Consider the following 19,878-nt stretch of genomic DNA (forward strand, 5'->3'; position numbering starts at 1 on the left):
CAACTATCCATTGCGCACCGCGCTGCCTTCCGCATCCGACGCGTCGGACACCCAACTGCCCTGCATCAGTTCGTCGACGTGCGGCTGCAGCAGCAACGCGATCAGGGCAATCAACAGGCCGACCGCCGTGATGACGGTGACCGTGGCCGCGATGAAGAAGCTCATGGTGCGCTCCGGTCAGGACATCACATGTTGTACTTGGCCTTGGCGCTGTTCACGCAGGCCGTCTTCGCATCGCCGGCCAGCGAGTCGCACTTCTCGGCTTCCGCCTTGTAGTTCGCGGTCTTCTTGTCGTCCGTGGCGGTGGCGTTCGCCTTCTTGGTGTCGCGCTCGGCCTTCGCATCGGCCTTCGCCTTGGTCTCGGCGGCCTTGGCTTCCTTGACGCAGACGTCCTTGTCGTTGCCGGCCTTGTCGTCGCAACGTTCCTTGGCGACCTTGTAGTCGGCCTCGGCGATGTCTTCCTTGGCCTTGTAGACGGCGCGCGGCGTGCCCTTGTAGTCAGCCTCGGCGGTCGCCTCGGTCTTGACGCGGGCGGCCTTGGCTTCGGCCACGCAGATGTCCTTCGCATTGCCCGCCAGCGATTCGCAGGTCTTGTGCGCCGCTTCGTACGTCGATTTGGCGGACGCCTTGGCCTGGTCGTAGGCGGTCTTGTCGGCGGCGAAAGCGCCGCCGCTGAACATCAGCGCGGCAATGGCAGCCGTGATGCACGACAGCGTGAGCGAGCTTTGGGTCATGGGTCTTCTCCTCGATGGAATGGCTTCGAGCCGGTTCCACAAGATTAGGCAGCGCGGCGCGCGCGGTCTGCCGGACAAGGCGGGCGCAGGATGTGGGAGATGCCCTACAGCCCTTGTGGCGCGTTGGCGCCGGCTCGACAATGGCGGGCCATGCACAACCCATCGCCCGACCTGGAGCACAGGCGCCTGCTCGATTTCGCGCGTGCGTCCGGCGACTGGATGTGGGAAACCGACGCGCAGTTGCGCTATACCTGGGTCTCGGGCGCCTTCGAGGCCATCACCGGCCTGCCGCCCGAATCGATCATCGGCCGGCAGATCGCCGATTCGCCGCTGCTCGACGAACTCGCCAACCCGATCCCCGGCGGCGGCAGCTTCCACCAGCTGCTGCGCGCGCACCGGCCGATCGCGCGCGTGCTGACCGACAAGCCCACCCGGCACGGCGTGCTGCGCATCTCGCGCAGCGCGGTGCCGGTGTTCGATGCGCACGGGCAGTTCGCCGGCTACCGCGGCACCGCGCGCGACGTGTCGGCCCACGTCGCCGCCGAGCGCCAGGCACATGCCCAGGCCGAACTGCTGCGCAAGCTGTCGTCGCAGGTGCCGGGCGTGATCTTCCAGTTCCAGCGCGATGCCGACGGCCGCGTCAGCTACCCGTACGCGAGCGATGCGGTGCGCGAGCTGTTCGGCGCCGAGCCGCCGCGCAACGGCGACGGCGGCGACCCGGGCGTGCCCTTGCGCATGCTGCATCCGGACGACGTCCGCGGCTACCTCGACAGCATCGACGCGTCCGCCCGCACGCTGACGCGCTGGCAGCGCAGCTACCGCATCGTGCGCGACGACGGCAGCGTGCGCTGGATGGAGACCCGCGCGATGCCCGAGCGCCTGCCCGACGGCGCGACGCTGTGGCACGGCTTCACCGCCGACATCACCGCGCAGAAGCAGGCCGAGCTCGCTTTGCGGGCCAGCGAGGAGCGCTGGAGCATGGCCGCCGAGGCCGCCGGCATCGGCGTCGCGCAGTACCTGCTGGCGACCGGCCGGCTGGCCTTCGATGCCCGCGCCTGCACGAACCACGGCCTGCCCTACCCGCTCGGCCACTACACGCTGGACGACTGGCTGGCGGCCTTCCATCCCGACGACCGCGGACCGACCGAGGCCGCGGTGCGGCAGGCGCTCGCGAGCGGCGGTTCGCTCGAGACCCGCTACCGGCTGACGCGGCCGGACGGACAGGTGCCGACGCTCGAGATCTTCGCGCAGTGCACCTTCGACGCCGCCGGACAGGTCAACGGCCTGCTCGGCACCTGCCGCGACGTGACGCAGCAGGTGGCGCTGGAGCAACTGAGGCGCGACAAGGAGGCGGCCGAGCAGGCCAACCGCGCGAAGAGCGAGTTCCTGTCGCGCGTCAGCCACGAGCTGCGCACGCCGCTGAACGGCATCCTCGGCTTCGCGCAGCTGATGTCGCTCGACCGCGTGCACCCGCTGGCGCACGACCAGATGCGCCGCATCGACAGCGTGATGCGCGCCGGGCGCCACCTGCTGGAGCTCATCAACGACGTGCTGAACCTGGCGCGCATCGAGCAGGAGGACTTCTCGCTGAAGCCGGTGCCGGTCGACCTCGACGCGGCGCTCGACAGCTGCGTCGCGCTGATCCAGCCGCTGGCCGACAACGCCGGCATCCGGCTGGTGGCGTCGGCGCGTGGGCCGGTGGCCGAGGCGCATTGGGCCGTGGCCGACGCGCGCGCGGTCGAGCAGGTGCTGCTGAACCTGCTGTCGAACGCGATCAAGTACAACCGCCCCGGCGGCAGCGTCCACCTGCAGCTGGGCCGCGACGGCGGGCAGGTGCGGGTGGCGGTGCGCGACGAGGGCGAGGGCATGTCGCCCGAGCAGCAGGCGCAGCTGTTCCAGCCCTTCAACCGGCTGGGGGCCGAGCAGCGCCGTGTCGAAGGCAGCGGCCTGGGCCTGGTGATCGCGCGCACGCTGGCGGCGGCGATGCACGGCGAGCTGCAGCTGCAAAGCGCCACCGGCCAGGGATCGACCTTCACGCTGGCGCTGCCGGCCGGCACGGCGCCGCCGCCCGCGCGCCCGGCGGACGCGGCAGCAGCCCCGCCCGAGGCCCGCGTGCCGGCGCGCAAGCACGTGCTCTACATCGAGGACGAGCCGCTGAACGTGATGCTGATGCAGGAGGTCTTCAAGGCCCRCCCGCAGTGGCGGCTGAGCATCGCGGGCGATGGCGCGGCGGGCCTGGCGGCGGCGCGCACGCAGGCGCCGGACCTGCTGCTGATCGACATGAACCTGCCCGACACCACCGGCCTCGCGCTGATCCGCACGCTGCGCGGCGACCCGGCCACCGCCGGGCTGCGCTGCATCGCGCTGTCGGCCGACGCGATGCAGCCGCAGATCGACGCGGCGCTGGCGGCCGGCTTCGACGACTACTGGACCAAGCCGATCAACGTCGCGCGCGTGCTGGACAGCTTGGGGCGGGCGATGCTGGAATGAAAAAAGCCGGTGCACTGCACCGGCTTCTTGAGGTCGCGGGCCCGAATTACTTCAGGTGGCCGTTGATCAGCTTGGTCATCTCGAACATCGAGACCTGGGCCTTCTTGAAGATTTCCTTCAGCTTGGCGTCGGCGTTGATCATCGTGCGCTTGGCCTTGTCCTGCAGGTCGTTCTTCTTGATGTACTCCCACACCTTCTTGGTCACTTCCGTGCGCGGCAGCGGGTTGCCGCCGATGACGGCAGCCAGCGATGCGCTCGGGGTCATGGCCTTCATGAAGGCGGCGTTGGGCGTGCGCTTCTTGGCCGGAGCGGCCTTCTTCGCAGCGGCCTTCTTGGCCGGCGCAGCCTTCTTCGCGGGAGCGGCCTTCTTGGCCGGGGCGACCTTCTTGGCCGCTACTTTCTTCGCGGGTGCAGCCTTCTTGGCCGGTGCCGCTTTCTTTGCAGGAGCCGCTTTCCGAGCGGGCGGTTTCGCAGTTGCCATGTTGAATTTCTCCATCAATAACGTTGTTGATGTGCCCGGGTTGGGTGAGAGCCGCATGAGCTCTCGGTTCTCCAGGTCCACGTGCGGAGCGAATACTACTGCGAGAGTGCTGCATTGAGAAGCAGTTTTCATAGGTGAAACACGCATTCATGCGCCTCGGCGCGCTCTTTTGTCGCCTCAGAGCCTCATCTGCGTGCCTTCGAGCTGCACTTCGAGGGCGCGAACGATGCGGTAGCGGGCTACTACCCACGCGCGCCGAAGGCTTCCGAGAATGCAGGTCGACGGTCTCGCACGGTGCGTTTCCGTCCTTGTCGAAGGAGACGAACGATGGGCAAGAAGATCCTGATGCTGGTCGGCGACTACGCCGAGGACTACGAGACGATGGTGCCGTTCCAGGCGCTGCAGATGGTGGGCCACACGGTGCACGCGGCCTGCCCGGACAAGAAGGCCGGCGACTTCGTGATGACCGCGGTGCACGACTTCGAGGGCCAGCAGACCTATTCCGAGAAGCCCGGCCACCGCTTCACGCTGAACGCGAGCTTCGCGTCGGTGAAGGGCGAGGACTACGACGCGCTGCTGATCCCCGGCGGCCGCGCGCCCGAGTACCTGCGCATGAACAAGGCCGTGATCGCGCTGGTGCAGCACTTCTCGCGCGCCGACAAGCCGATCGCCGCGGTGTGCCATGGCGCGCAGCTGCTGGCCGCCGCCGGCGTGATCCGCGGCAAGCGCGTGTCGGCCTACCCGGCCTGCGCGGCCGAGGTCGAGCTGGCGGGGGCGAGCTATGCGGCGATCGAGGTCGACCAGGCGGTGACCGACGGCAAGCTGGTCACCGCGCCCGCATGGCCGGCGCATGCGGCCTGGCTGTCGCAGTTCCTCGCGGTGTTGGGCACGAAGATCCAGCATTGAGCGAGAAGCCCCTCGTTGCAGCGGGTTCCGGATCGGCCGAAGATGGCGCCCCTGCTCCGCTGCATCGAGGGATCCGACCATGTGCGAAGTCTTCATCCGCGCCGACCCGTCATCCTATGAGTCGCGCACGCGCTCGGTGCGGCTGCATGGCGTCGTGACCAGCATCCGGCTCGAGAACCTGCACTGGGAGGTGCTGGAGGAGATCGGGGCGCGCGACGGCATGAGCGTCACGCATTTGCTGGAGCGGCTCTACGACGAGCTGGTGGAGGCACGCGGCGAGGTCGGCAACTTCGCCTCGTTCCTTCGTGTCAGCGCGTTGCTGAATGGTCCCCCCAGTCGCCTTCGCTCCTGCCCCCAAGGGGCGCCACACCAGGGGCCCGGCAAAGCCGGTTCCCCGGTGCGTGGCTTGATGGGCCTGCGCTCGCTTTCGTAGCCCGGATGCCAATCCGGGAACCCAGGTTCAGTAGACGTCGCGGCGGTAGCGGCCGGCATCGGCCAGCGCGGCAAGTTGATCGATGCCCAGCACCTCGGTCAGCGCTTCATCCACGCCCGCGGCCATGCCTTCGAGGCTGCCGCACACATAGATCGCCGCGCCATCGGCCACCCATTCGCGCAGCCGCTGCGCCTGTTCCCGCACGCGGTGCTGCACATACAGCCGCTGCGGCGGGTCGCGCGAGAACACCCGGTCGACCCGCGCCAGCACGCCCTGCCGGGCCCAGCCGTCGACGTCCTGCGCGTAGTGCCGGTCATGCGCCGCCTGGCGCTCGCCGAACAGCAACCAGCAGGCCGCGGGTGCCGCCAGCGCCGCGCGCGCCATCAGGTGGCTGCGCAGGCCCGCCAAACCGGTGCCGTTGCCGATCAGCACCAGTGGACGCGCCGCGTTGTCGCCGATGCGGAAACTGGTGTGCGCGCGCAAGCGCAGCGGCACCGTCCCGCCGATCTCCAGCGGCCCGGTCAGCCAGCCCGAGGCCACCCCCAGGCTGCCGTCCGGATGCCGCTCCTGGCGCACCATCAGGTGCAGCCGGCCGGCCGTCGGCACCGAGGCGATGGTGTACTCGCGCGGCCGTGACGCATCGCCCGGCGCCTGCACCTGCACCAGGTCGCCGGCCTGCCAGTCGGGCAGCGCCCCTTCCACCGGGACGAGTTCGAGATGGCACACCGGTGCCGCCGCACTGCCCTCGTTCAGCACGTGGCGCGCCACCAGCCGCCACGCGGCGAAGGCCGGCGCCTGCCAGTCCGGCACGTCGACCGTGCCGGCCAGGTGCGCGACCTGCTGCTGCCAGCGCTTCAGTGCCGCCGGGTCTTCGTTGTCGAGTTCGACGCGCTCGAACAGCGGCGTCGCCCCCTGCGCCTGCAGCCACCCATCCAGGCGCCGGCCGAAGCCGCAGAACTGTGCATAGCTGCTGTCGCCGAGCGCCAGCACCGCGTGGTGCAGGTTCGGCAGCGGCAGTCCGCCCTGCGCGATCTGCTGCGCAAAACGCGACGCGGTGTCCGGCGCATCGCCTTCGCCGTAGGTGCTGACGATGAAGAGCGCGCGCTCGGTGCGCGCCAGCTCGGCCGGCGTCAATTCGCGCAGCGGCAGCAGCCGCACCGCGACGCCGGCGGTGTGCAGCAGGCGCGCGGTCTGCCAGGCCAGTTGCTCGGCGAAGCCGGTCTGGCTCGCGAACGCGACCAGCAACGGCGTGCCGTCGCCCGCCGCATGGTCAAGTGCTGCCGCATCGCGCGCCGCGGCGGCATGGCGCCGGCGTTCGCGCCAGGCGATGAAGCCGCAGAACGCGAGGTAGGCCAGCGCCACCGCGCCGGCGGCGAACGCCCGGTGCAGCGGGCTCACAGCAAGGCCGCGAACGCGCGGCTGCTGCGCTCGTGCAGGCGGCCGTCGGCGCGGCGCGTGACGAACAAGGCCGCGATGCCGCGCTCGTCGGCCCACGCCGGGCCGTCATCGGGGCCTAGCACGGTGAGCGCGGTCGACAGCGCATCGGCCGCCATGCAGCTGTCGGCCAGCACCGTCACCAGCGCCAGGCCATGGGCGATCGGACGGCCGCTGCGCGGGTCGATGGTGTGCGGGTAGTGGCGCCCGTCGCGCGCGAAGAAGCGCCGGTGGTCGCCCGAGGTCGCGATGGAAAGGCCGTGCAGCGCGACGCGCGTCTCCACCGCGTCCTCGTCGGGCTGCCAGGCGCCGCCCTGCCAGCGCGGCGCCGGCTCCAGCGCCACCCACCAGGGCTGGCCATCGGGCTTCACGCCTTCGCCGCGCAGCTCGCCGCCAACCTCCACCAGCAGGTCCTCGATGCCGAAGCGTTGCTGCAGCAAGCGCACGACGCGGTCGACGCCGTAGCCCTTGGCGATCGCCGACAGGTCGAGCCGCAGGCCACCCGGCTGCCGGGCGCGGCGCGGCGCCACCTGCAGGCGCTGCCAGCCGCCGAGGGCCCGCGCGGCCTCGACGCGCGCCTCGTCCGGCGGCTCGAAGCCCGGCTCGTCGTGGCGCCCCTGCGGGCCGAAGCCCCAGGCGTCGACCAGCGCGCCGGCGCACGGGTCGTAGGCGCCATCGCTGTCGCGCGCCACCCGCAGCGCACAGGCCAGCACCTCGTCGAACCCGGCCGGCAGCTCGTGCCAACTGCCCGCCGCCGCGCGGTTGAAACGGCTGATATCGGAGTCGGGCTCCCACGGGCTCATCTGCGCGACGATGCCGTCCAGCGCGGCCTGGATCGCCTGCTGGATGGGGTCCAGCGGCAGGCCGGCCGAGCCGACCAGGCGCACCGACCAGCGGGTGCCCATGGTCAGGCCCTGCAACGCATGCACGCGCCCGCCGAGGGCCGGCGGACGCGTCGCGATGCGCTGCGGGATCAGCACCCGCGCCGGCTGCATGGCCCTGTCTTCCCCTTCTTTCCTTACTGCGGCAGCACTTCGACCGTCGCGCTGGCGCTCGCGCGGCGCGTCGGCGGCGTGCCCTCGGCGGCACGCACCGCGTGGCTCACGCCGATCCAGTAGCGGCCGGCCTCCGGCCACTTGGCGCTGAACTGGCCCTTGGCATCCGTCTTCAGCGCGATCTCGCCGAGCTTGTAGCGGTAGCGGTTGCCGCCGCGCAGGATGGTGACGTCGATGTTCGCCGCCGGCTGCCCGTCGAGCAGCACGCGGAAGCTGGAGGTGTCGCCGGCGCTCAGGTCGGTCGGCGCGCTCAGCGGGACGAACTCCAGGCCCTGCCCTTGCGGCGCGAAGGCCTTGTCGCCCACCTTGGCGCCCTTGGCGTCGTTGCTGACCCAGGTCTCGACGCGGTTCTGCATGCGCGTGACCTGCAGCTCCTGCGCATCGGCCGGCACCTCCTTCGCCATCGCGTCGGGGCTGCCGCGCCAGCGCTTGGGCTCGCCATTGAGCTTGTAGTTGGCGAACACGCTCTCGGTGTAGTTGACGATGCGGTAGGTGCCGGGTTGGGTCAACTTGACGTCGAAGCTGCTGCGGCGGCGTGCGCTGCTGCGGTTCTCGGCCTCGAGCCTGCTGCCGTCCGGCGCGACGATGGACAGGCCATCCAGCGCCAGCGCATTGGTGTCGTACTCGAACAGGTCTTCGGACACCGCGGCATCGACCGTGACCACGGCCTCGCGGCCGCTGACGACGGTGGCCGAGGGCACGAGCCAGGTGCGGTGCGCGTGGGCGGCCAGCGGGAGCAGCAGGACGGCCAGGCCGAGAAAGCGGGTGGAGGTTTTCATCGGCACGCTCCTCAGGGCTTCAGTTCCAGCGCGACCGCGCCGAGTTCGTGTTCGCCTTGCGCCTTGGCGACCTGGGCCGACTTGACCGGCCAGTCGAAGGGCACGCGCAGCACCTCACGGCCGCCGTTCTCGCGCGCTGCCTCGACCACCAGCTGGTAGCTGCCGGGCGGCAGCGTCGCCAGGCCCTTCGTGCCGGCCAGTCCGATCACGTGCTCGCCCGGCGCGCGCGTCGCGGCGGTGACGCCGTCCATCGGCGTCTGCATGTCGCGGCCGCCCTTGCGCCACCAGCTGCGCATGTCCTTCAGCCACTTCGCGCCGCCGTTGTCGCGCTTCTTCACGTCGTACCAGAGCGCCAGCTGGCCGGCGAAGGCGGGGTCGGCCGCCTTCTCGACCCACACCGCCACATAGGGCTTGTGGTACTCGGCCACGCTCAGCTGCGGCAGTTCGAGCTTCAGGTTGGCCTCGGCGGCGAATGCCGGTGCGGCCAGCGCAGCGGCGGCACCCATGGCCATCGAATAGCGGAGTCTCATCGGAAGGTCCTTCGGAGGAATCAATGAATGAACAGGATCGCCAGCAGCAGCGGCAGCACCAGCCCGCCGGCCACCACCGGCCAGGTGGACGGGCGCTTGTCGGCATGCATCTTCAGGATGAACAGGCCGGTCACCGAGAACACCAGGCAGGACGCGGCGAACAGGTCGATGAACCAGCCCCACGCGGTACCGGTGTGGCGGCCCTTGTGCAGGTCGTTCAGGTACGAGATCCAGCCGCGGTCGGTGCGTTCGTATTCCAGCGCGCCGTCCTCGCGGGCAATGCGCAGCCAGGCATCGCCGCCGGGACGCGGCAGCGGCAGGTAGACCTCTTCGGGCGACCACTCGGCCGGCCGGCCGGCGACCTCGATCGCGAGCGTCGCCTCGACCCAATCGGCCAGCGCCGGAGGCAGCGGCGCGGCGGGTCGCTTGTCACCCACCGACTGAATCAGCTTGAACAGCTCCGGCGGCAGCTGGGCCGCCTTCTTCGTCACCTGCGGTTTCGCTTCGATCTGCGACGCGTGGTTCAGCGTGAAGCCGGTGACGGTGAACAGCAGCAGCCCGACCAGGCTCAGCGCCGAGCTGATCCAGTGCCACTGGTGAAGCGTCTTCAGCCAGTAGGCGCGCTGCGGTGCCGGAGTCGCTGCCCCCATCAGGTGTCGGCCCACTGGCGCAGCAGGTTGTGGTAGTGGCCGGTCAGCGCGACCAGCTCGGCGCTGTCGCCATGCCGCTCGCGCAGGCGCTGGATGGCCTGGTCGAGCTCGAACAGCATGCCGCGCCGCATGTCGTCGCGCACCAGGCTCTGCACCCAGAGGAAGGAGCAGACGCGGGCGCCGCGCGTCACCGGCATCACGCGGTGCAGGCTGCTCGACGGGTAGAGGATCAGGTCGCCGGCCGGCAGCTTGATCTCGTGCGCGCCGTAGGTGTCCATCACCTCCAGCTCGCCGCCGTCGTACTCGTGCGGCTCGCTGAGGAACRGCGTGCACGACAGGTCGGTGCGCAGCCGCAGGCTGGTGCCGGGCACGCCGCGCACCGCGCCGTCGACGTGCAGTCCGTAGTGCTCGCCGCCCTCGTAGCGGTTGAAGAGGGGCGGCACGTAGCGCAGCGGCAGCGCGGCCGACGCGAACAGCGGATGCGTTTCCAGTGCCTGCAGGATGACCGGGCCCCAGCGCTGCGTCAGCGGCCCGGCCTCCGGCAGCTGGCGGTTGCGCTTGACCTGCGCACCCTGCGGGCCGACCGTCTCGCGGCCGTCGTTCCAGTCGGCCGCGTCGACGGCCTCGCGGATCTCGGCGACCTGGGACGGCGTCAGCACGCCGGGCACGTGGAGCAGCATGGTCAGTACTTGAAGTTGGCGCTCAGCAGGGCGTTGCGTGGTTCGCCCGGCTTGTAGCGGGAGCCGCCATTGTTCAACGAAGCGGTGTACTCCTTGTCGAACAGGTTGTTGACGTTCAGCTGCAAGGAGATGTTCTTGTCGATGTCATAGGACACCATGCTGTCGGCCACCCAATACGATTTGGTGTTCAGCAGGTTGGTCACCACGCCGCCATTGCTGCTGCGAGCGACCGTGTCGACGTAACGCACGCCGCCGGCCACGGTCAGCTTGTCCAGCAGCTTGTAGGCCGCCCACGAGCTGAAGGTTTTCTTGGGCGAGTAGACGATCACGTTGCCGTCGTTGCCGGTGGCGCCGGGCACGCCGCGGATGATCTTCGGATCCATCACGGCCAGGCCCAGGCTCAGGTCCAGCTGGGGCGTGACCTGCCCGACCAGACCCAGTTCGATGCCGTCGACGCGGCGCTTTCCGACCTGGGTGAAGGTTGCACCGGTCGCCGCGCCGTCGGAGATCAGTTCGTTCTTGTTCTCGCTGCGGTAGATGGCTGCGGTGGCCGCCAGCTTGCCGCCGAACAGGTCCCACTTGGTGCCGAGTTCGATGTTGCTGCCTTCCTGCGGCTTGATGCCCGGGTTGGCCTGGTTGGTGGTGGAGGTGCTCAGCGAGAAGTTGCTTCCGCCGGGCGGCTGGAAGGAGTTGGACACCGTCAGGTAGACGCTGCCGTTCTGGGTCGGCTTGAACAGCGCGCCCACCTTCCAGCTCACCAGGTTGTCGGTCAGGCCGAGTTGCGGGTTCTGCACCAAGGTCTCGGCCGTGGCCGGCGTGGTGCCGGTGTTCGACGCGGCGGTGAAGGTGGCGCTGTTGGTCTCGGTGTGGAACTTCTCCCAGCGCACCCCCCCATTCAGAAGCCAGCGCTCGGACAGCGTCAGCGTGTCGAAGGCGTAGACCGCCGCGCTCAGCGTGTCGCCCTTGGTGTAGCCGCCCTTGAACGGCGGGCTCAGGAAGGTGTCGCCGGTGCTCGGGTTGTACAGGTCGGCGCGCGGTTGCGACAGCGGCGAGGTCGGTAGCGTCGTGCCGCTGCGGCTGACGTCGGTCAGCGTCTGGGCATTGGCCTGGTTCTGCTTCTCGTAGATGAACTCGAAGCCGCTGGACAGCGAATGCTTGACGGCACCGGTCGCGAACTCGGTCGTCAGGTTGGTCTGGTTGGTCAGGATCTCGTTCGTCTGGTGGCGGCCTTGGCGCGAGCGCTGCACCGTCAGCTGGCCCGTGCCCTGCGTGACGGCGACGCCGTTGACGCCGGTCAGCACGAAGTCCTGCTCGGTGTGGCCCAGGCGCGTGATGTTGCGCARCGTGGTGCCACCGCCGAAGTCATGCTCGATGCGCGCGGTGAACATGTGCAGCGTGACGTCGTCGAAATCGTCCAGCGAACCGTAGAAGTTCTTCGAGTCGACCGCCGGGCCGGTGGGCAACGTGCCGAACATGTAGCCGTCGAGCCCGTAGGTGGAGACACCGCCATCGGGCCGGTTCTTCTGGTCGATGTAGAGGTAGTTGAAGATGGCGCGCGTCGGCGTGCCCAGGCCGAAGGCGACCGAGGGCGCGAAGCCGAAGCGCTTGCTCTTGACCTCGTCGCGGCCGGGCGTGCCGTAGTCCTGGGTCATCACGTTCAGGCGCACGGCCGAGCCGGGGATGGACAGGTCGAGCGGCCGGTTCAGGTCGGCAGTGGCGCGCAGGCGGTTCGACGTTCCCACCGTCAGCGTGCCGTTGTTGAAGGCCTCGCGGCCGGCCGACTTGGAGACCAGGTTGACGTAGCCCGACGAGGCGCCGCGGCCGTTGTCCGAGCCCGACGGGCCCTTGATCACCTCGACCTGCTCGATGTTGAACACGTCGCGCGAGATGTTGCCCAGGTCGCGAATGCCGTCGACGAAGATGCTGCCACTGGTGTCGAAACCGCGCAGGAAGATCGAATCGCCGGTCGAGGTGTTGCCGTTCTCGCCCAGCTGCATCGTGATGCCCGGGGTGTTGCGCAGCGCCTCGGCCAGCGTGGTGGCGACCTGCTGCTGCAGCACTTCCTTCTTGATCACCGTGATGGTCTGCGGCGTGTCGAGCAGCGGCTGCGTGAACTTCGGGCTCGACGGGTTGTCGGCCTTGAACTCGCTGCCGTTCTGGCCCGTCACCTTCACCGCGGGCAACGTGACTTCGGCCGATGCGTCGGGCTTCTTCGGCGCTTCGGCCGTCTGGGCCGCCGCCGGCAGGGCCGCCGCCATCAGGCTGAGCGCGGCAGAGGTCATGGTTGCCGCGTGCTTGCGGCTCTTGATGTGGGCCAAGGGAGACTCCTCGAGATTTTTGTCAGGGACTGCGTTTCGGCTGGCGCGTGGCTGGCGGATTCGTTAAAAGACAGCCGGCCCGTCACCGGCGCCGGCTGCAATGGAGAAACTCGGTTCAGCGCCGCAGCGCGTACCAGGCGACCACGACGACCGGCAGCCCGAGCGCGAACCAGGACAGCGCATCCCACGCGCCATCGCCGACCAGTGCGGACAGCAGGCCGACGGCGCTCAGCAGCGCCAGCGCGACCGGCCAGCCCCACAGGCGCAGGTTGGCATTCATGGTTGTGTCGCTGCCTCGGGCTCGCTGACGAAGCCGACCTTGGTCAGCCCGGCCTTCGACGCATCGGCCAGCGTCTGCGCGACGTAGCGGTAGGCGACGGCCTGGTCGGCGCGCAGGTGGATCTCGGGCTGCGGCTGCTTGCCGCTTTCGGCGGCGAAGCGCTTGCCGGCCTCGGCACGCGTCACGACCTCGCCGTTCCAGTACAGCAGGCCGGCCGCGTCGATCGCGAACTCGACCTTGTCGGGCGGCAGCTGGTTGACCTGCGAGCTGGCCTTGGGCAGCTCGAGCTTGACCGCGTTGGTGAGCAGCGGCGCGGTGATGATGAAGATCACCAGCAGCACCAGCATCACGTCGATCAGCGGGACCATGTTGATCTCCGCCATCGGCGCGCTGGCGTGCTTGGAATCGAAGCTGGCGAAGGCCATCGCGCGCCCCTCAGGCGGCCGCCGGCCGGGCGGCCAGCGCGCGCACGTTGGCCGGCTGCGCGGCCTCGTTGCCCAGCGGCTGGCCCATCGACACGAATGTGTGCAGCTCGTAGGCAAAGGCGTCGAGCTTGGACGACATCACGCGGTTGGCGCGCGTCAGCCAGTTGTAGCCCATCACCGCGGGGATCGCGACGGCGAGGCCCAGGCCGGTCATGATCAGCGCCTCGCCGACCGGGCCGGCCACCTTGTCCAGCGTGCCGGCGCCGCTCATGCCGATCGCGACCAGCGCGTGGTAGACGCCCCAGACGGTGCCGAACAGGCCGACGAAGGGCGCGGTGGCGCCGACGGTGGCCAGCATCGCCAGGCCGTTCTCCAGCCGCGTGGTCTCTTCGTCCAGCACCTTCTTGATGGTGCGGGTGACGAACTCGCCCGAGGTGCCGGCCTCTTCGAGCTTGGCGGCGCCGTACCTGGCGTGGTGGGCCTGCGCATGCATCGCGTGGCTGGTGAGGTGCGAGAACGGGTCGTGCACGCCGTGCGTGGCGATCTCGTTGGCGACGGACTCCAGCGATGTCGCGTTCCAGAAGAAGTTCAGGAAGGCCTGGCTGTGGCGGCGCCGCGTCACCAGCGACAAGCCCTTGATGGCGATGATCACCCACGACGCGATCGACATCAGCACCAGGATGCCCAGCAGCGTCTTGCCCACCACATCGCTTTGCGCGATGAAGTGGCCGAATCCCAAACCGGCTTCAGCGTTCACGTCATTTCTCCAGGTCAAAGGACAGCGGGATCAAGGCCCAGCCCGCAGTGGGGCGGCCGTTCTCCGTATAGGGTTCGAAGCGGAATTTCTGCACCGCGGCGACGGCCGCGTCGTCGAGCCGCGCGAAGCCGGACGACTTGCTGACCTGCACCGATTGCGGCACGCCGGCCTCGTCGATGTAGACGCGCACGGTGACGCGGCCGGTCTCGTTCAGGCGCTTGGAGGCGCGCGGGTATTCGGGCGGCTCGGCCTTCAGGTACTTCACGGCCGAGGCCGGGATCTGCTTCGGCGGGGCGGGCGGTGCCGGGGGCGCGGGCGGGGCCTCGATGGCGACCGGCGCGGGCGGCGGGGGCAGCTCGACCGGGGGCGGGGGCGCGACGAACGCGGCCGGTGCGGGCGTCGGCGCAGCGGTGATCAGCGGCGCCGGCGGCGGAACCTTGGCGATCGGCTTCGAGGGCGGAGGCGGCGGTGCCGGCGGCGTGGGGGGCGCCGGCGGCGCGATCAGGTCGACGAAGATCGGCGCCGCGCTGGCCACCGCATCGCGCACCGCAGGCACCTGCATCAGCCCCCAGCCCACGCCCAGGTGCACGGCCACGATGCCGGCCACGACGGCGCGCAGCTGGCCCAGCGTGAGGCCATCGGCACGCACCGGCCGGCGGCTCAGCGGCGGCAACGCGGCGGGCATTGCGGGAGGAGACACGGCAGCCATGGGTGGGGGTTGGAAGGGAGAAAGAACGCGGTACGTCAGACAGCAGCAAAAAACTTTAACACAAACGAGAACGATTCTTATTAAAGCATCACAACGTGGACATGCACCCCGGATTGGCATCCGGGCTGCCAAGAAAAACGGGCCGCACAAGGCGGCCCGTCAGGGGTGAGGGAAAGCTCAGGTCGTCACTTCGCGACGATCACCTGCGCTTCCGTGCCGGCTTCGCGCCGCAGCATCACCAGGAAGCCGGTCTGCGACGGCGAAGCCGTCGCGCCGCCCACCGGGGTCAGCGTGTCCACGCGCTGGATGCGCAGGCTGCGCACGATGCCGCTGCTGTCGCCGTTGACGGCGTAGCGCGGCTTGCTCGGCGTGAAGGTCATCTTGTCGAACGCGTCGGTGACGTTGCCGGTGTAGTAGTTGTCGTAGCCGATCGCGGTGAAGTCGAACTGCTGGTCGGCCGTCAGACCCAACGCTGCCAGCGGCACCGTCATGATCATGTTGGCCGAGTTCAGGTCGGCATCCGCGTAGTAGTACGCGCTGGTCACCCCCGTCGCCAGGTTCTGCACGTTGATCAGGTTGATGCCCGTCAGGCCGAACCCGCCCTGCTCCGCGTTGAAGACCGCGAAGTCGGGCACGCCGTCGCGGTTGGTGTCGATGTCCACCTCGAAGCCGGCCGGGTAGTTCGGCGTCGCGCGGCGCCCGAAGGTGCTGAGCGCGAACTGCAGCGCGTCTTCACCCGCCACGTAGCGCACCCCGATGGCCCGCAGGTCGATCAACGCGAAGTTGTCGCCCGGCTGCGGCTGCTCGCTCGGATCGGCCTTCTTGCTGGTACCGGTCAGCGCGAAGATGTCGAACTCGCTGTCGGCCGCACCGACGTTGCCCATCAGGATGATGCCGCCCGGCCAGTTCGGGCGCACCGCGGCCACCGCCAGCACCTGCGCCGCCTTGCGCGGCAGGATGTGCCACGGCACGCTCAGCACCTCGGTGCCGGCCGTCAGCGTGAAGTAGCCGTCGTACTCCGGCCCGTCGAGCAGGTCGCCGCTGCCGCCTTGCGCACCGCCGTCCAGCGTCCACTCGGGCAGCTTGGCAGGGTTCACGCGCAGCCTGACGGTGATCGTCTCGCGGCCCTTGGCGGCCACCTTCACCGACTTCGGCGCCGAGATCGACACCGCGCCGCTCGATTCGTCATCGGCGTAGCGGAAGGCGCTCTTGATCGTGAAGGTCTTCGCCTTGTCGCCGAAGTTCTGCACGACGAGCTTCTTCTCGTACTCGGCCGGAGCCGAGACTTCCTGGGCGCCGAAGGACAGCGCAGCGGACAGCGAGGTCGGCTCGTAGGCGATCGCGTTCAGCGCCAGCGCCTTGTTGACCCGCACCTCGCCCGCGCCGATGCGCGTGATGGGCGCCAGGCGGCCGGGCAGCAGCGCCGGGTTGGTGTAGATCTCGTTCATCGCGCTGTTCATCAGCATCGACTTGATCTGCAGCGGCGTGCGCGTCGGGTACTTGCCGATCAGGATCGCGGCAGAGCCCGCCACCATCGGCGTCGCACCCGAGGTGCCGCCAAAGGCCTCTTCGCCCGTCGCGCTGCCGGCCACCGCCGACACCGACGCGCCGGGCGCGCCGATCTCGGGCTTGATGGTCTGGAAGCTGATGCTCGGGCCGCGCGCCGAGGTGCTGGCCATGCTGCCGATCAGCGGCACCTTGGTGCCGTCGCTGACCGTCACGTTGACCGGCGCCGCGATGTTGGCCTTGATCTTGTTGGCCGCCGATTGCTGGATCACGAGCGTCGGCACGAAGTTGCTGCCGCCGCCGTTGCTGAACGACACCGCGTCGCCGGGGGCAACCAGGCCGAGCAGCACGCCGGTCGCGCCGGCCGTGCCGGCCGCATCCACCTTCAGGCTCACCGAGCAGGTGCCGCGGTCGATCAGCGCCACCTTGCCGGCCGGGTCGGCCAGCAGCGCCTGTCCCGGGCAGGCCGTGCCGACGTAGACCACGTCGCCGCTGAAGCCGCCGCCGATCGGCGCCCATTCCACCGTGGCGGTGTTGCCGTAGACGCCGGCGATCGAGGCCGGCGAGTTGATCTTCAGGCCGAAGGCGACCGCGCTGGGCACCTGCGTCTGCGCGACGCTGATGGCCCCCGGGGAGATCGACGGCGAGCTGACGATGTACGGCTTGTTCGCGGCATTGCCGGCGGCAAGCACCGCGACGATGCCGGCGTCGACCGCGGTCGAGATGGCTTCGGTCGAGTCGTCCATCACCTGGCCGTAGTCGGAGCCGAGCGACAGGTTCATCACGTCGACCGCGTCGGACGGATCGCCGTCGCCGTTCGGGTCGATGGCCCAGTCGATGGCCTTCAGGATCGACACGCCGTTGCAGCTGGTCGCGACCGCGCTGCACACGCGCAGGGCCAGCAGCTTGGCACCCGGGGCGACGCCCTTGTGCGTGCCATCCTTGCTCTTGCCGGCGATGATGTCGGCGACGTGCGTGCCGTGGCCCTGGAAGTCGATCGGGTTCGGGTCTTCGGTGCGCGGCCCGTTGGGCCACGTGTCGCCGACGAAGTCGAAGCCGCCGATCACCTTGTCGGTCGGGTAGACGCTCGGGTCGACCGTGGTGTTGCGCGGGTCGCTCGGGTCGGTGCCGTAGGCCTTCAGGTAGGCCTCGGGCGTGCCGTCGCCGCCGAGGTTGCGGTGCGTGTAGTCGATGCCCGAATCGAGCACGGCCACGCGCACGCCGGTGCCGTCGAAGCCGGCCTGCTGCGCGGCGGTCGCGCCGATGTAGGGCACGGTCTCGGACAGGCTCATCTCGTAGTGGTTGACGCGGCGCACCTTGGCGACGCCGGGCATGGCCGCGATGGCCTTCAGCTTCGACGCGTCGACCGTGACGGCGATGGCGTTGTGCGCCATGGTCACGCGGCCGAGTTCCTTGGCGCCGACGGCAGCCAGCCGCGCCTGCAGCGCGTCCTGGTGGGACAGCAGGGTCTTGCGGTGCGAGGCCAGCGCTTCGCGCGTGGCCTGCGGGGCTTCGCGCAGCGTCTTGACGCTGAGCGCACGTTCGTTGGTGGACGCGGCGATCGCGAGCTGCGAGGCCATCGCGGCCACCGGCGCGTCGTCCAGCGTGACCCAGACGTCGACCGAGCCGCTCAGGCGGGCCAGGCGGCTGTCGAGCACGTCGGTCTTGCCGCCGGGCAGCGAAATCTGCTGCACGCTGCGCGTCGGCGCGTCGGCGAGGGGTGCATCGTCGGCGGATGCGGTGTCGGGCGTACTGCCGCCGCCACCGCCGCCGCAGGCAGCGAGGACGAGCGCGGCAGTGACTGCCAGCCCGGCTTTCCAGGAAATTCGGATAGACACGAGACACTCCTTGTGGGGCACGTCCAACCCGATCCGTCCGACTGCTTCCAGCTGGACCGGGACGGCGCCGGAGACGGGTGCGTGCCCGGCGCCGTGCGTGAGGTTGATGGGAGAACGCATGCTCGGCGGCGTGTCCTCGCCGTGTCAAGCCGTGACAAAGCGTGCCCCCTATCCCTAGGGGGACCGGAAAACCCTGGGTCGTCGGACCTCGCCCCGCACGGTCGCGAGCGCAGTTGTCGCGCACTCTCCGATCGGGCGGGTATGCTCGCTGCATGAAGACCCTGGCCCGTTGGTTCCTGCTCGCCGCCTCGCTGTTGCTGCTGGCCCACTTCTACCCCGGCGTCAGCGTCAGCAGCTTCGGCTCGGCGCTGCTGGCTGCGCTGGTGCTCGGCCTGCTGAACGCGCTGCTGCGCCCGCTGCTGGTGCTGCTGACGCTGCCGGTGACGGTCCTCACGCTCGGGCTGTTCCTGTTCGTGATCAACGCGCTGATGTTCTATTTCGCGGCGCAGCTGCTCAGCGGCCTGGCGGTGGCCGGCTTCTTCGCGGCCTTGATCGGATCGCTGATCTACAGCCTGTGCGGCGTCGTGATCGACACCGCACTCGAGGCGCTGTTCAAGAACTGACCGCCGCCGCGCGCGGCGCCTTCAGCATCGCCTTGATCCCGCGCACCGCCTGCCGGATGCGCGCCTCGTTCTCGATCAGCGCGAAGCGCACGTGGTCGTCCCCATGGTCGCCGAAGCCGATGCCGGGCGACACCGACACCTTGGCCTGGGCCAGCAGCTGCTTGGCAAACTCCAGCGAGCCGAGCGCGCGGTACGGTTCCGGGATGCGCGCCCAGATGTACATCGAGGCCTTGGGCGTCTCGACCGGCCAGCCGGCCTCGTGCAGCCCCTTCACCAGCACGTCGCGCCGGCGCTGGTACTGCGCGGCGATGTCCTTCACGCACTGCTGGTCGCCCTCGAGCGCGGCGATCGCGGCCACCTGCAGCGGCGTGAAGGTGCCGTAGTCGTGGTAGGCCTTGATGCGTGCCAGGGCGGCCACCAGGTCGCGGTTGCCGACCATGAAGCCGATGCGCCAGCCGGCCATGTTGTAGCTCTTGGACAGCGTGAAGAACTCGACCGCCACTTCCTTCGCGCCCGGCACCTGCATGATCGACGGCGCCTTCCAGCCGTCGAACACGATGTCGGCATAGGCCAGGTCGTGCACGACGAAGATGTCGTGCTTGCGCGCCAGCGCCACCACGCGCTCGAAGAAATCCAGCTCGACGCACTGCGCCGTCGGGTTGCTCGGGAAGCCGAGCACCATCATCTTCGGCTTCGGGTAGCTGCCGCGGATCGCGCGCTCCAGCTCGGCGAAGAAGTCGACGCCGGGGACCAGCGGCACCGAGCGGATGTCGGCGCCGGCGATCACCGCGCCGTAGATGTGGATCGGATAGCTCGGGTCGGGCACCAGCACGGTGTCGCCGCGGTCCAGCGTCGCGAGCATCAGGTGCGACAGGCCTTCCTTGGAGCCGATGGTCGCGATGGCCTCGGTGTCCGGGTCGATCTCGACGCCGTAGCGGTCGCGATACCAGTGCGAGATCGCGCGGCGCAGGCGCGGGATGCCTTTCGAGGTGGAGTAGCCGTGCGTGTCCGGCCGCTGCGCCACCTCGGCGAGCTTGGCGACGATGTGCGGCGGCGTGGCCCCGTCGGGGTTGCCCATGCTCATGTCGATGATGTCTTCGCCGCGCCGGCGCGCGGCGGCGCGCAGCTCGGCGGTGATGTTGAAGACGTAGGGGGGAAGGCGGTCGATGCGCGCGAAGCGGCGCTGGCCTGCGGGAGAGGACATGGAATGACTTTCACGTGAGCGCCCGGAACCGTCCGAGCGACGTGAG

The 19,878-nt window shown here is 69.6% G+C and carries 20 protein-coding genes; 4 read left to right on the top strand and 16 right to left on the bottom strand.

The genetic code is table 11. The features are described from left to right. Nucleotides 1-3: 3 nt before the first annotated feature. The gene (locus AC1DYN_RS01205; protein ID WP_477957261.1) at nt 4-165 is read right to left on the bottom strand and encodes a hypothetical protein; all 162 of its coding nucleotides are present in this window, start codon (nt 163-165) and stop codon (nt 4-6) included. A gap of 20 nt (nt 166-185) precedes the next feature. Further along, nucleotides 186-734, bottom strand: a complete 549-nt coding sequence (locus AC1DYN_RS01210) for an invasion associated locus B family protein (protein ID WP_477957262.1) — start codon at nt 732-734, stop codon at nt 186-188. Between the two features lie 150 nt (nt 735-884). Between AC1DYN_RS01210 and AC1DYN_RS01215 the strand changes: the two genes are divergently transcribed. Then, complete coding sequence (locus AC1DYN_RS01215) at nt 885-3,224, top strand: hybrid sensor histidine kinase/response regulator (RefSeq protein ID WP_477957263.1); 2,340 nt, start codon at nt 885-887, stop codon at nt 3,222-3,224. A gap of 46 nt (nt 3,225-3,270) precedes the next feature. Here the strand turns inward: AC1DYN_RS01215 and AC1DYN_RS01220 are convergent, their stop codons facing one another. Further along, nucleotides 3,271-3,705, bottom strand: coding sequence for an SWIB/MDM2 domain-containing protein (locus AC1DYN_RS01220; RefSeq protein ID WP_477957304.1), 435 nt, complete (start codon nt 3,703-3,705; stop codon nt 3,271-3,273). A gap of 327 nt (nt 3,706-4,032) precedes the next feature. Between AC1DYN_RS01220 and AC1DYN_RS01225 the strand changes: the two genes are divergently transcribed. Together AC1DYN_RS01225 and AC1DYN_RS01230 are read left to right on the top strand one after the other, a co-directional pair. Beyond that, entirely contained in the window at nt 4,033-4,611 is a 579-nt protein-coding gene (locus AC1DYN_RS01225; RefSeq protein WP_477957264.1) for a DJ-1/PfpI family protein, read from the top strand. Between the two features lie 79 nt (nt 4,612-4,690). Beyond that, on the top strand, nt 4,691-5,044 hold the full coding sequence (locus AC1DYN_RS01230) for a ribbon-helix-helix domain-containing protein (protein ID WP_477957265.1): 354 nt from the start codon (nt 4,691-4,693) through the stop codon (nt 5,042-5,044). Nucleotides 5,045-5,071: 27 nt separating this feature from the next. Here the strand turns inward: AC1DYN_RS01230 and AC1DYN_RS01235 are convergent, their stop codons facing one another. The 12 genes from AC1DYN_RS01235 to AC1DYN_RS01290 form a co-directional block, all read right to left on the bottom strand. Beyond that, nucleotides 5,072-6,442, bottom strand: coding sequence for a sulfite reductase subunit alpha (locus tag AC1DYN_RS01235; protein WP_477957266.1), 1,371 nt, complete (start codon nt 6,440-6,442; stop codon nt 5,072-5,074). Continuing rightward, a complete protein-coding gene (locus AC1DYN_RS01240; protein WP_477957267.1) occupies nt 6,439-7,473 on the bottom strand; it encodes an FAD:protein FMN transferase in 1,035 nt (344 codons plus the stop codon). The genes AC1DYN_RS01235 and AC1DYN_RS01240 overlap by 4 nt, the downstream gene beginning before the upstream one ends. Nucleotides 7,474-7,496: 23 nt before the next feature. Beyond that, nucleotides 7,497-8,312: a DUF4198 domain-containing protein gene (locus AC1DYN_RS01245; RefSeq protein WP_477957268.1), complete on the bottom strand. Its 816-nt coding sequence runs from the start codon at nt 8,310-8,312 to the stop codon at nt 7,497-7,499. Nucleotides 8,313-8,323: 11 nt separating this feature from the next. Continuing rightward, nucleotides 8,324-8,842 carry a DUF2271 domain-containing protein gene (locus AC1DYN_RS01250; protein WP_477957269.1) on the bottom strand — a complete coding sequence of 173 codons (519 nt, stop codon included), beginning with the start codon at nt 8,840-8,842 and terminating at the stop codon, nt 8,324-8,326. A 20-nt stretch (nt 8,843-8,862) separates the two neighbouring features. Further along, nucleotides 8,863-9,492 (bottom strand): PepSY-associated TM helix domain-containing protein, encoded by a 630-nt coding sequence (locus AC1DYN_RS01255; RefSeq protein WP_477957270.1) that lies wholly within the window; start codon nt 9,490-9,492, stop codon nt 8,863-8,865. Next, on the bottom strand, nt 9,492-10,172 hold the full coding sequence (locus tag AC1DYN_RS01260) for a Fe2+-dependent dioxygenase (RefSeq protein ID WP_477957271.1): 681 nt from the start codon (nt 10,170-10,172) through the stop codon (nt 9,492-9,494). Before AC1DYN_RS01260 ends, AC1DYN_RS01255 begins: the two co-directional genes overlap by 1 nt. Nucleotides 10,173-10,174: 2 nt before the next feature. After that, on the bottom strand, nt 10,175-12,490 hold the full coding sequence (locus AC1DYN_RS01265) for a catecholate siderophore receptor Fiu (RefSeq protein WP_477957272.1): 2,316 nt from the start codon (nt 12,488-12,490) through the stop codon (nt 10,175-10,177). A 115-nt stretch (nt 12,491-12,605) separates the two neighbouring features. After that, nucleotides 12,606-12,770, bottom strand: a complete 165-nt coding sequence (locus tag AC1DYN_RS01270) for a hypothetical protein (protein WP_477957273.1) — start codon at nt 12,768-12,770, stop codon at nt 12,606-12,608. Further along, nucleotides 12,767-13,195: an ExbD/TolR family protein gene (locus tag AC1DYN_RS01275; RefSeq protein WP_477957274.1), complete on the bottom strand. Its 429-nt coding sequence runs from the start codon at nt 13,193-13,195 to the stop codon at nt 12,767-12,769. The genes AC1DYN_RS01270 and AC1DYN_RS01275 overlap by 4 nt, the downstream gene beginning before the upstream one ends. A gap of 10 nt (nt 13,196-13,205) precedes the next feature. Then, nucleotides 13,206-13,952, bottom strand: a complete 747-nt coding sequence (locus AC1DYN_RS01280) for a MotA/TolQ/ExbB proton channel family protein (protein WP_477957275.1) — start codon at nt 13,950-13,952, stop codon at nt 13,206-13,208. Between the two features lies 1 nt (nt 13,953). Next, nucleotides 13,954-14,661, bottom strand: a complete 708-nt coding sequence (locus tag AC1DYN_RS01285; RefSeq protein ID WP_477957276.1) for an energy transducer TonB — start codon at nt 14,659-14,661, stop codon at nt 13,954-13,956. 185 nt (nt 14,662-14,846) lie between these two features. Continuing rightward, nucleotides 14,847-18,005: a S8 family peptidase gene (locus tag AC1DYN_RS01290; RefSeq protein ID WP_477957277.1), complete on the bottom strand. Its 3,159-nt coding sequence runs from the start codon at nt 18,003-18,005 to the stop codon at nt 14,847-14,849. Between the two features lie 272 nt (nt 18,006-18,277). Here AC1DYN_RS01290 and AC1DYN_RS01295 point away from each other — a divergent pair, with 272 nt between their 5' ends. Next, complete coding sequence (locus AC1DYN_RS01295) at nt 18,278-18,628, top strand: phage holin family protein (protein ID WP_477957278.1); 351 nt, start codon at nt 18,278-18,280, stop codon at nt 18,626-18,628. Here AC1DYN_RS01295 and alaC read toward each other — a convergent pair. Next, the gene (gene alaC, locus AC1DYN_RS01300; RefSeq protein ID WP_477957279.1) at nt 18,618-19,832 is read right to left on the bottom strand and encodes an alanine transaminase; all 1,215 of its coding nucleotides are present in this window, start codon (nt 19,830-19,832) and stop codon (nt 18,618-18,620) included. The genes AC1DYN_RS01295 and alaC overlap by 11 nt on opposite strands. Nucleotides 19,833-19,878 lie beyond the last annotated feature (46 nt).

Source organism: Rhizobacter sp. P2_D12, assembly GCF_056404395.1.

Bases quoted from the DNA above. Each gene is read 5' to 3' on its own strand.
- AC1DYN_RS01225 (WP_477957264.1), top strand. From the start codon at position 4,033: ATGGGCAAGAAGATCCTGATGCTGGTCGGCGACTACGCCGAGGACTAC.
- AC1DYN_RS01275 (WP_477957274.1), bottom strand. From the start codon at position 13,195: ATGGCCTTCGCCAGCTTCGATTCCAAGCACGCCAGCGCGCCGATGGCG.
- AC1DYN_RS01295 (WP_477957278.1), top strand. From the start codon at position 18,278: ATGAAGACCCTGGCCCGTTGGTTCCTGCTCGCCGCCTCGCTGTTGCTG.
- AC1DYN_RS01240 (WP_477957267.1), bottom strand. From the start codon at position 7,473: ATGCAGCCGGCGCGGGTGCTGATCCCGCAGCGCATCGCGACGCGTCCG.
- AC1DYN_RS01285 (WP_477957276.1), bottom strand. From the start codon at position 14,661: ATGGCTGCCGTGTCTCCTCCCGCAATGCCCGCCGCGTTGCCGCCGCTG.
- AC1DYN_RS01210 (WP_477957262.1), bottom strand. From the start codon at position 734: ATGACCCAAAGCTCGCTCACGCTGTCGTGCATCACGGCTGCCATTGCC.
- AC1DYN_RS01255 (WP_477957270.1), bottom strand. From the start codon at position 9,492: ATGGGGGCAGCGACTCCGGCACCGCAGCGCGCCTACTGGCTGAAGACG.
- AC1DYN_RS01205 (WP_477957261.1), bottom strand. From the start codon at position 165: ATGAGCTTCTTCATCGCGGCCACGGTCACCGTCATCACGGCGGTCGGC.
- AC1DYN_RS01230 (WP_477957265.1), top strand. From the start codon at position 4,691: ATGTGCGAAGTCTTCATCCGCGCCGACCCGTCATCCTATGAGTCGCGC.
- alaC (WP_477957279.1), bottom strand. From the start codon at position 19,832: ATGTCCTCTCCCGCAGGCCAGCGCCGCTTCGCGCGCATCGACCGCCTT.
- AC1DYN_RS01220 (WP_477957304.1), bottom strand. From the start codon at position 3,705: ATGGCAACTGCGAAACCGCCCGCTCGGAAAGCGGCTCCTGCAAAGAAA.
- AC1DYN_RS01250 (WP_477957269.1), bottom strand. From the start codon at position 8,842: ATGAGACTCCGCTATTCGATGGCCATGGGTGCCGCCGCTGCGCTGGCC.
- AC1DYN_RS01245 (WP_477957268.1), bottom strand. From the start codon at position 8,312: ATGAAAACCTCCACCCGCTTTCTCGGCCTGGCCGTCCTGCTGCTCCCG.
- AC1DYN_RS01270 (WP_477957273.1), bottom strand. From the start codon at position 12,770: ATGAATGCCAACCTGCGCCTGTGGGGCTGGCCGGTCGCGCTGGCGCTG.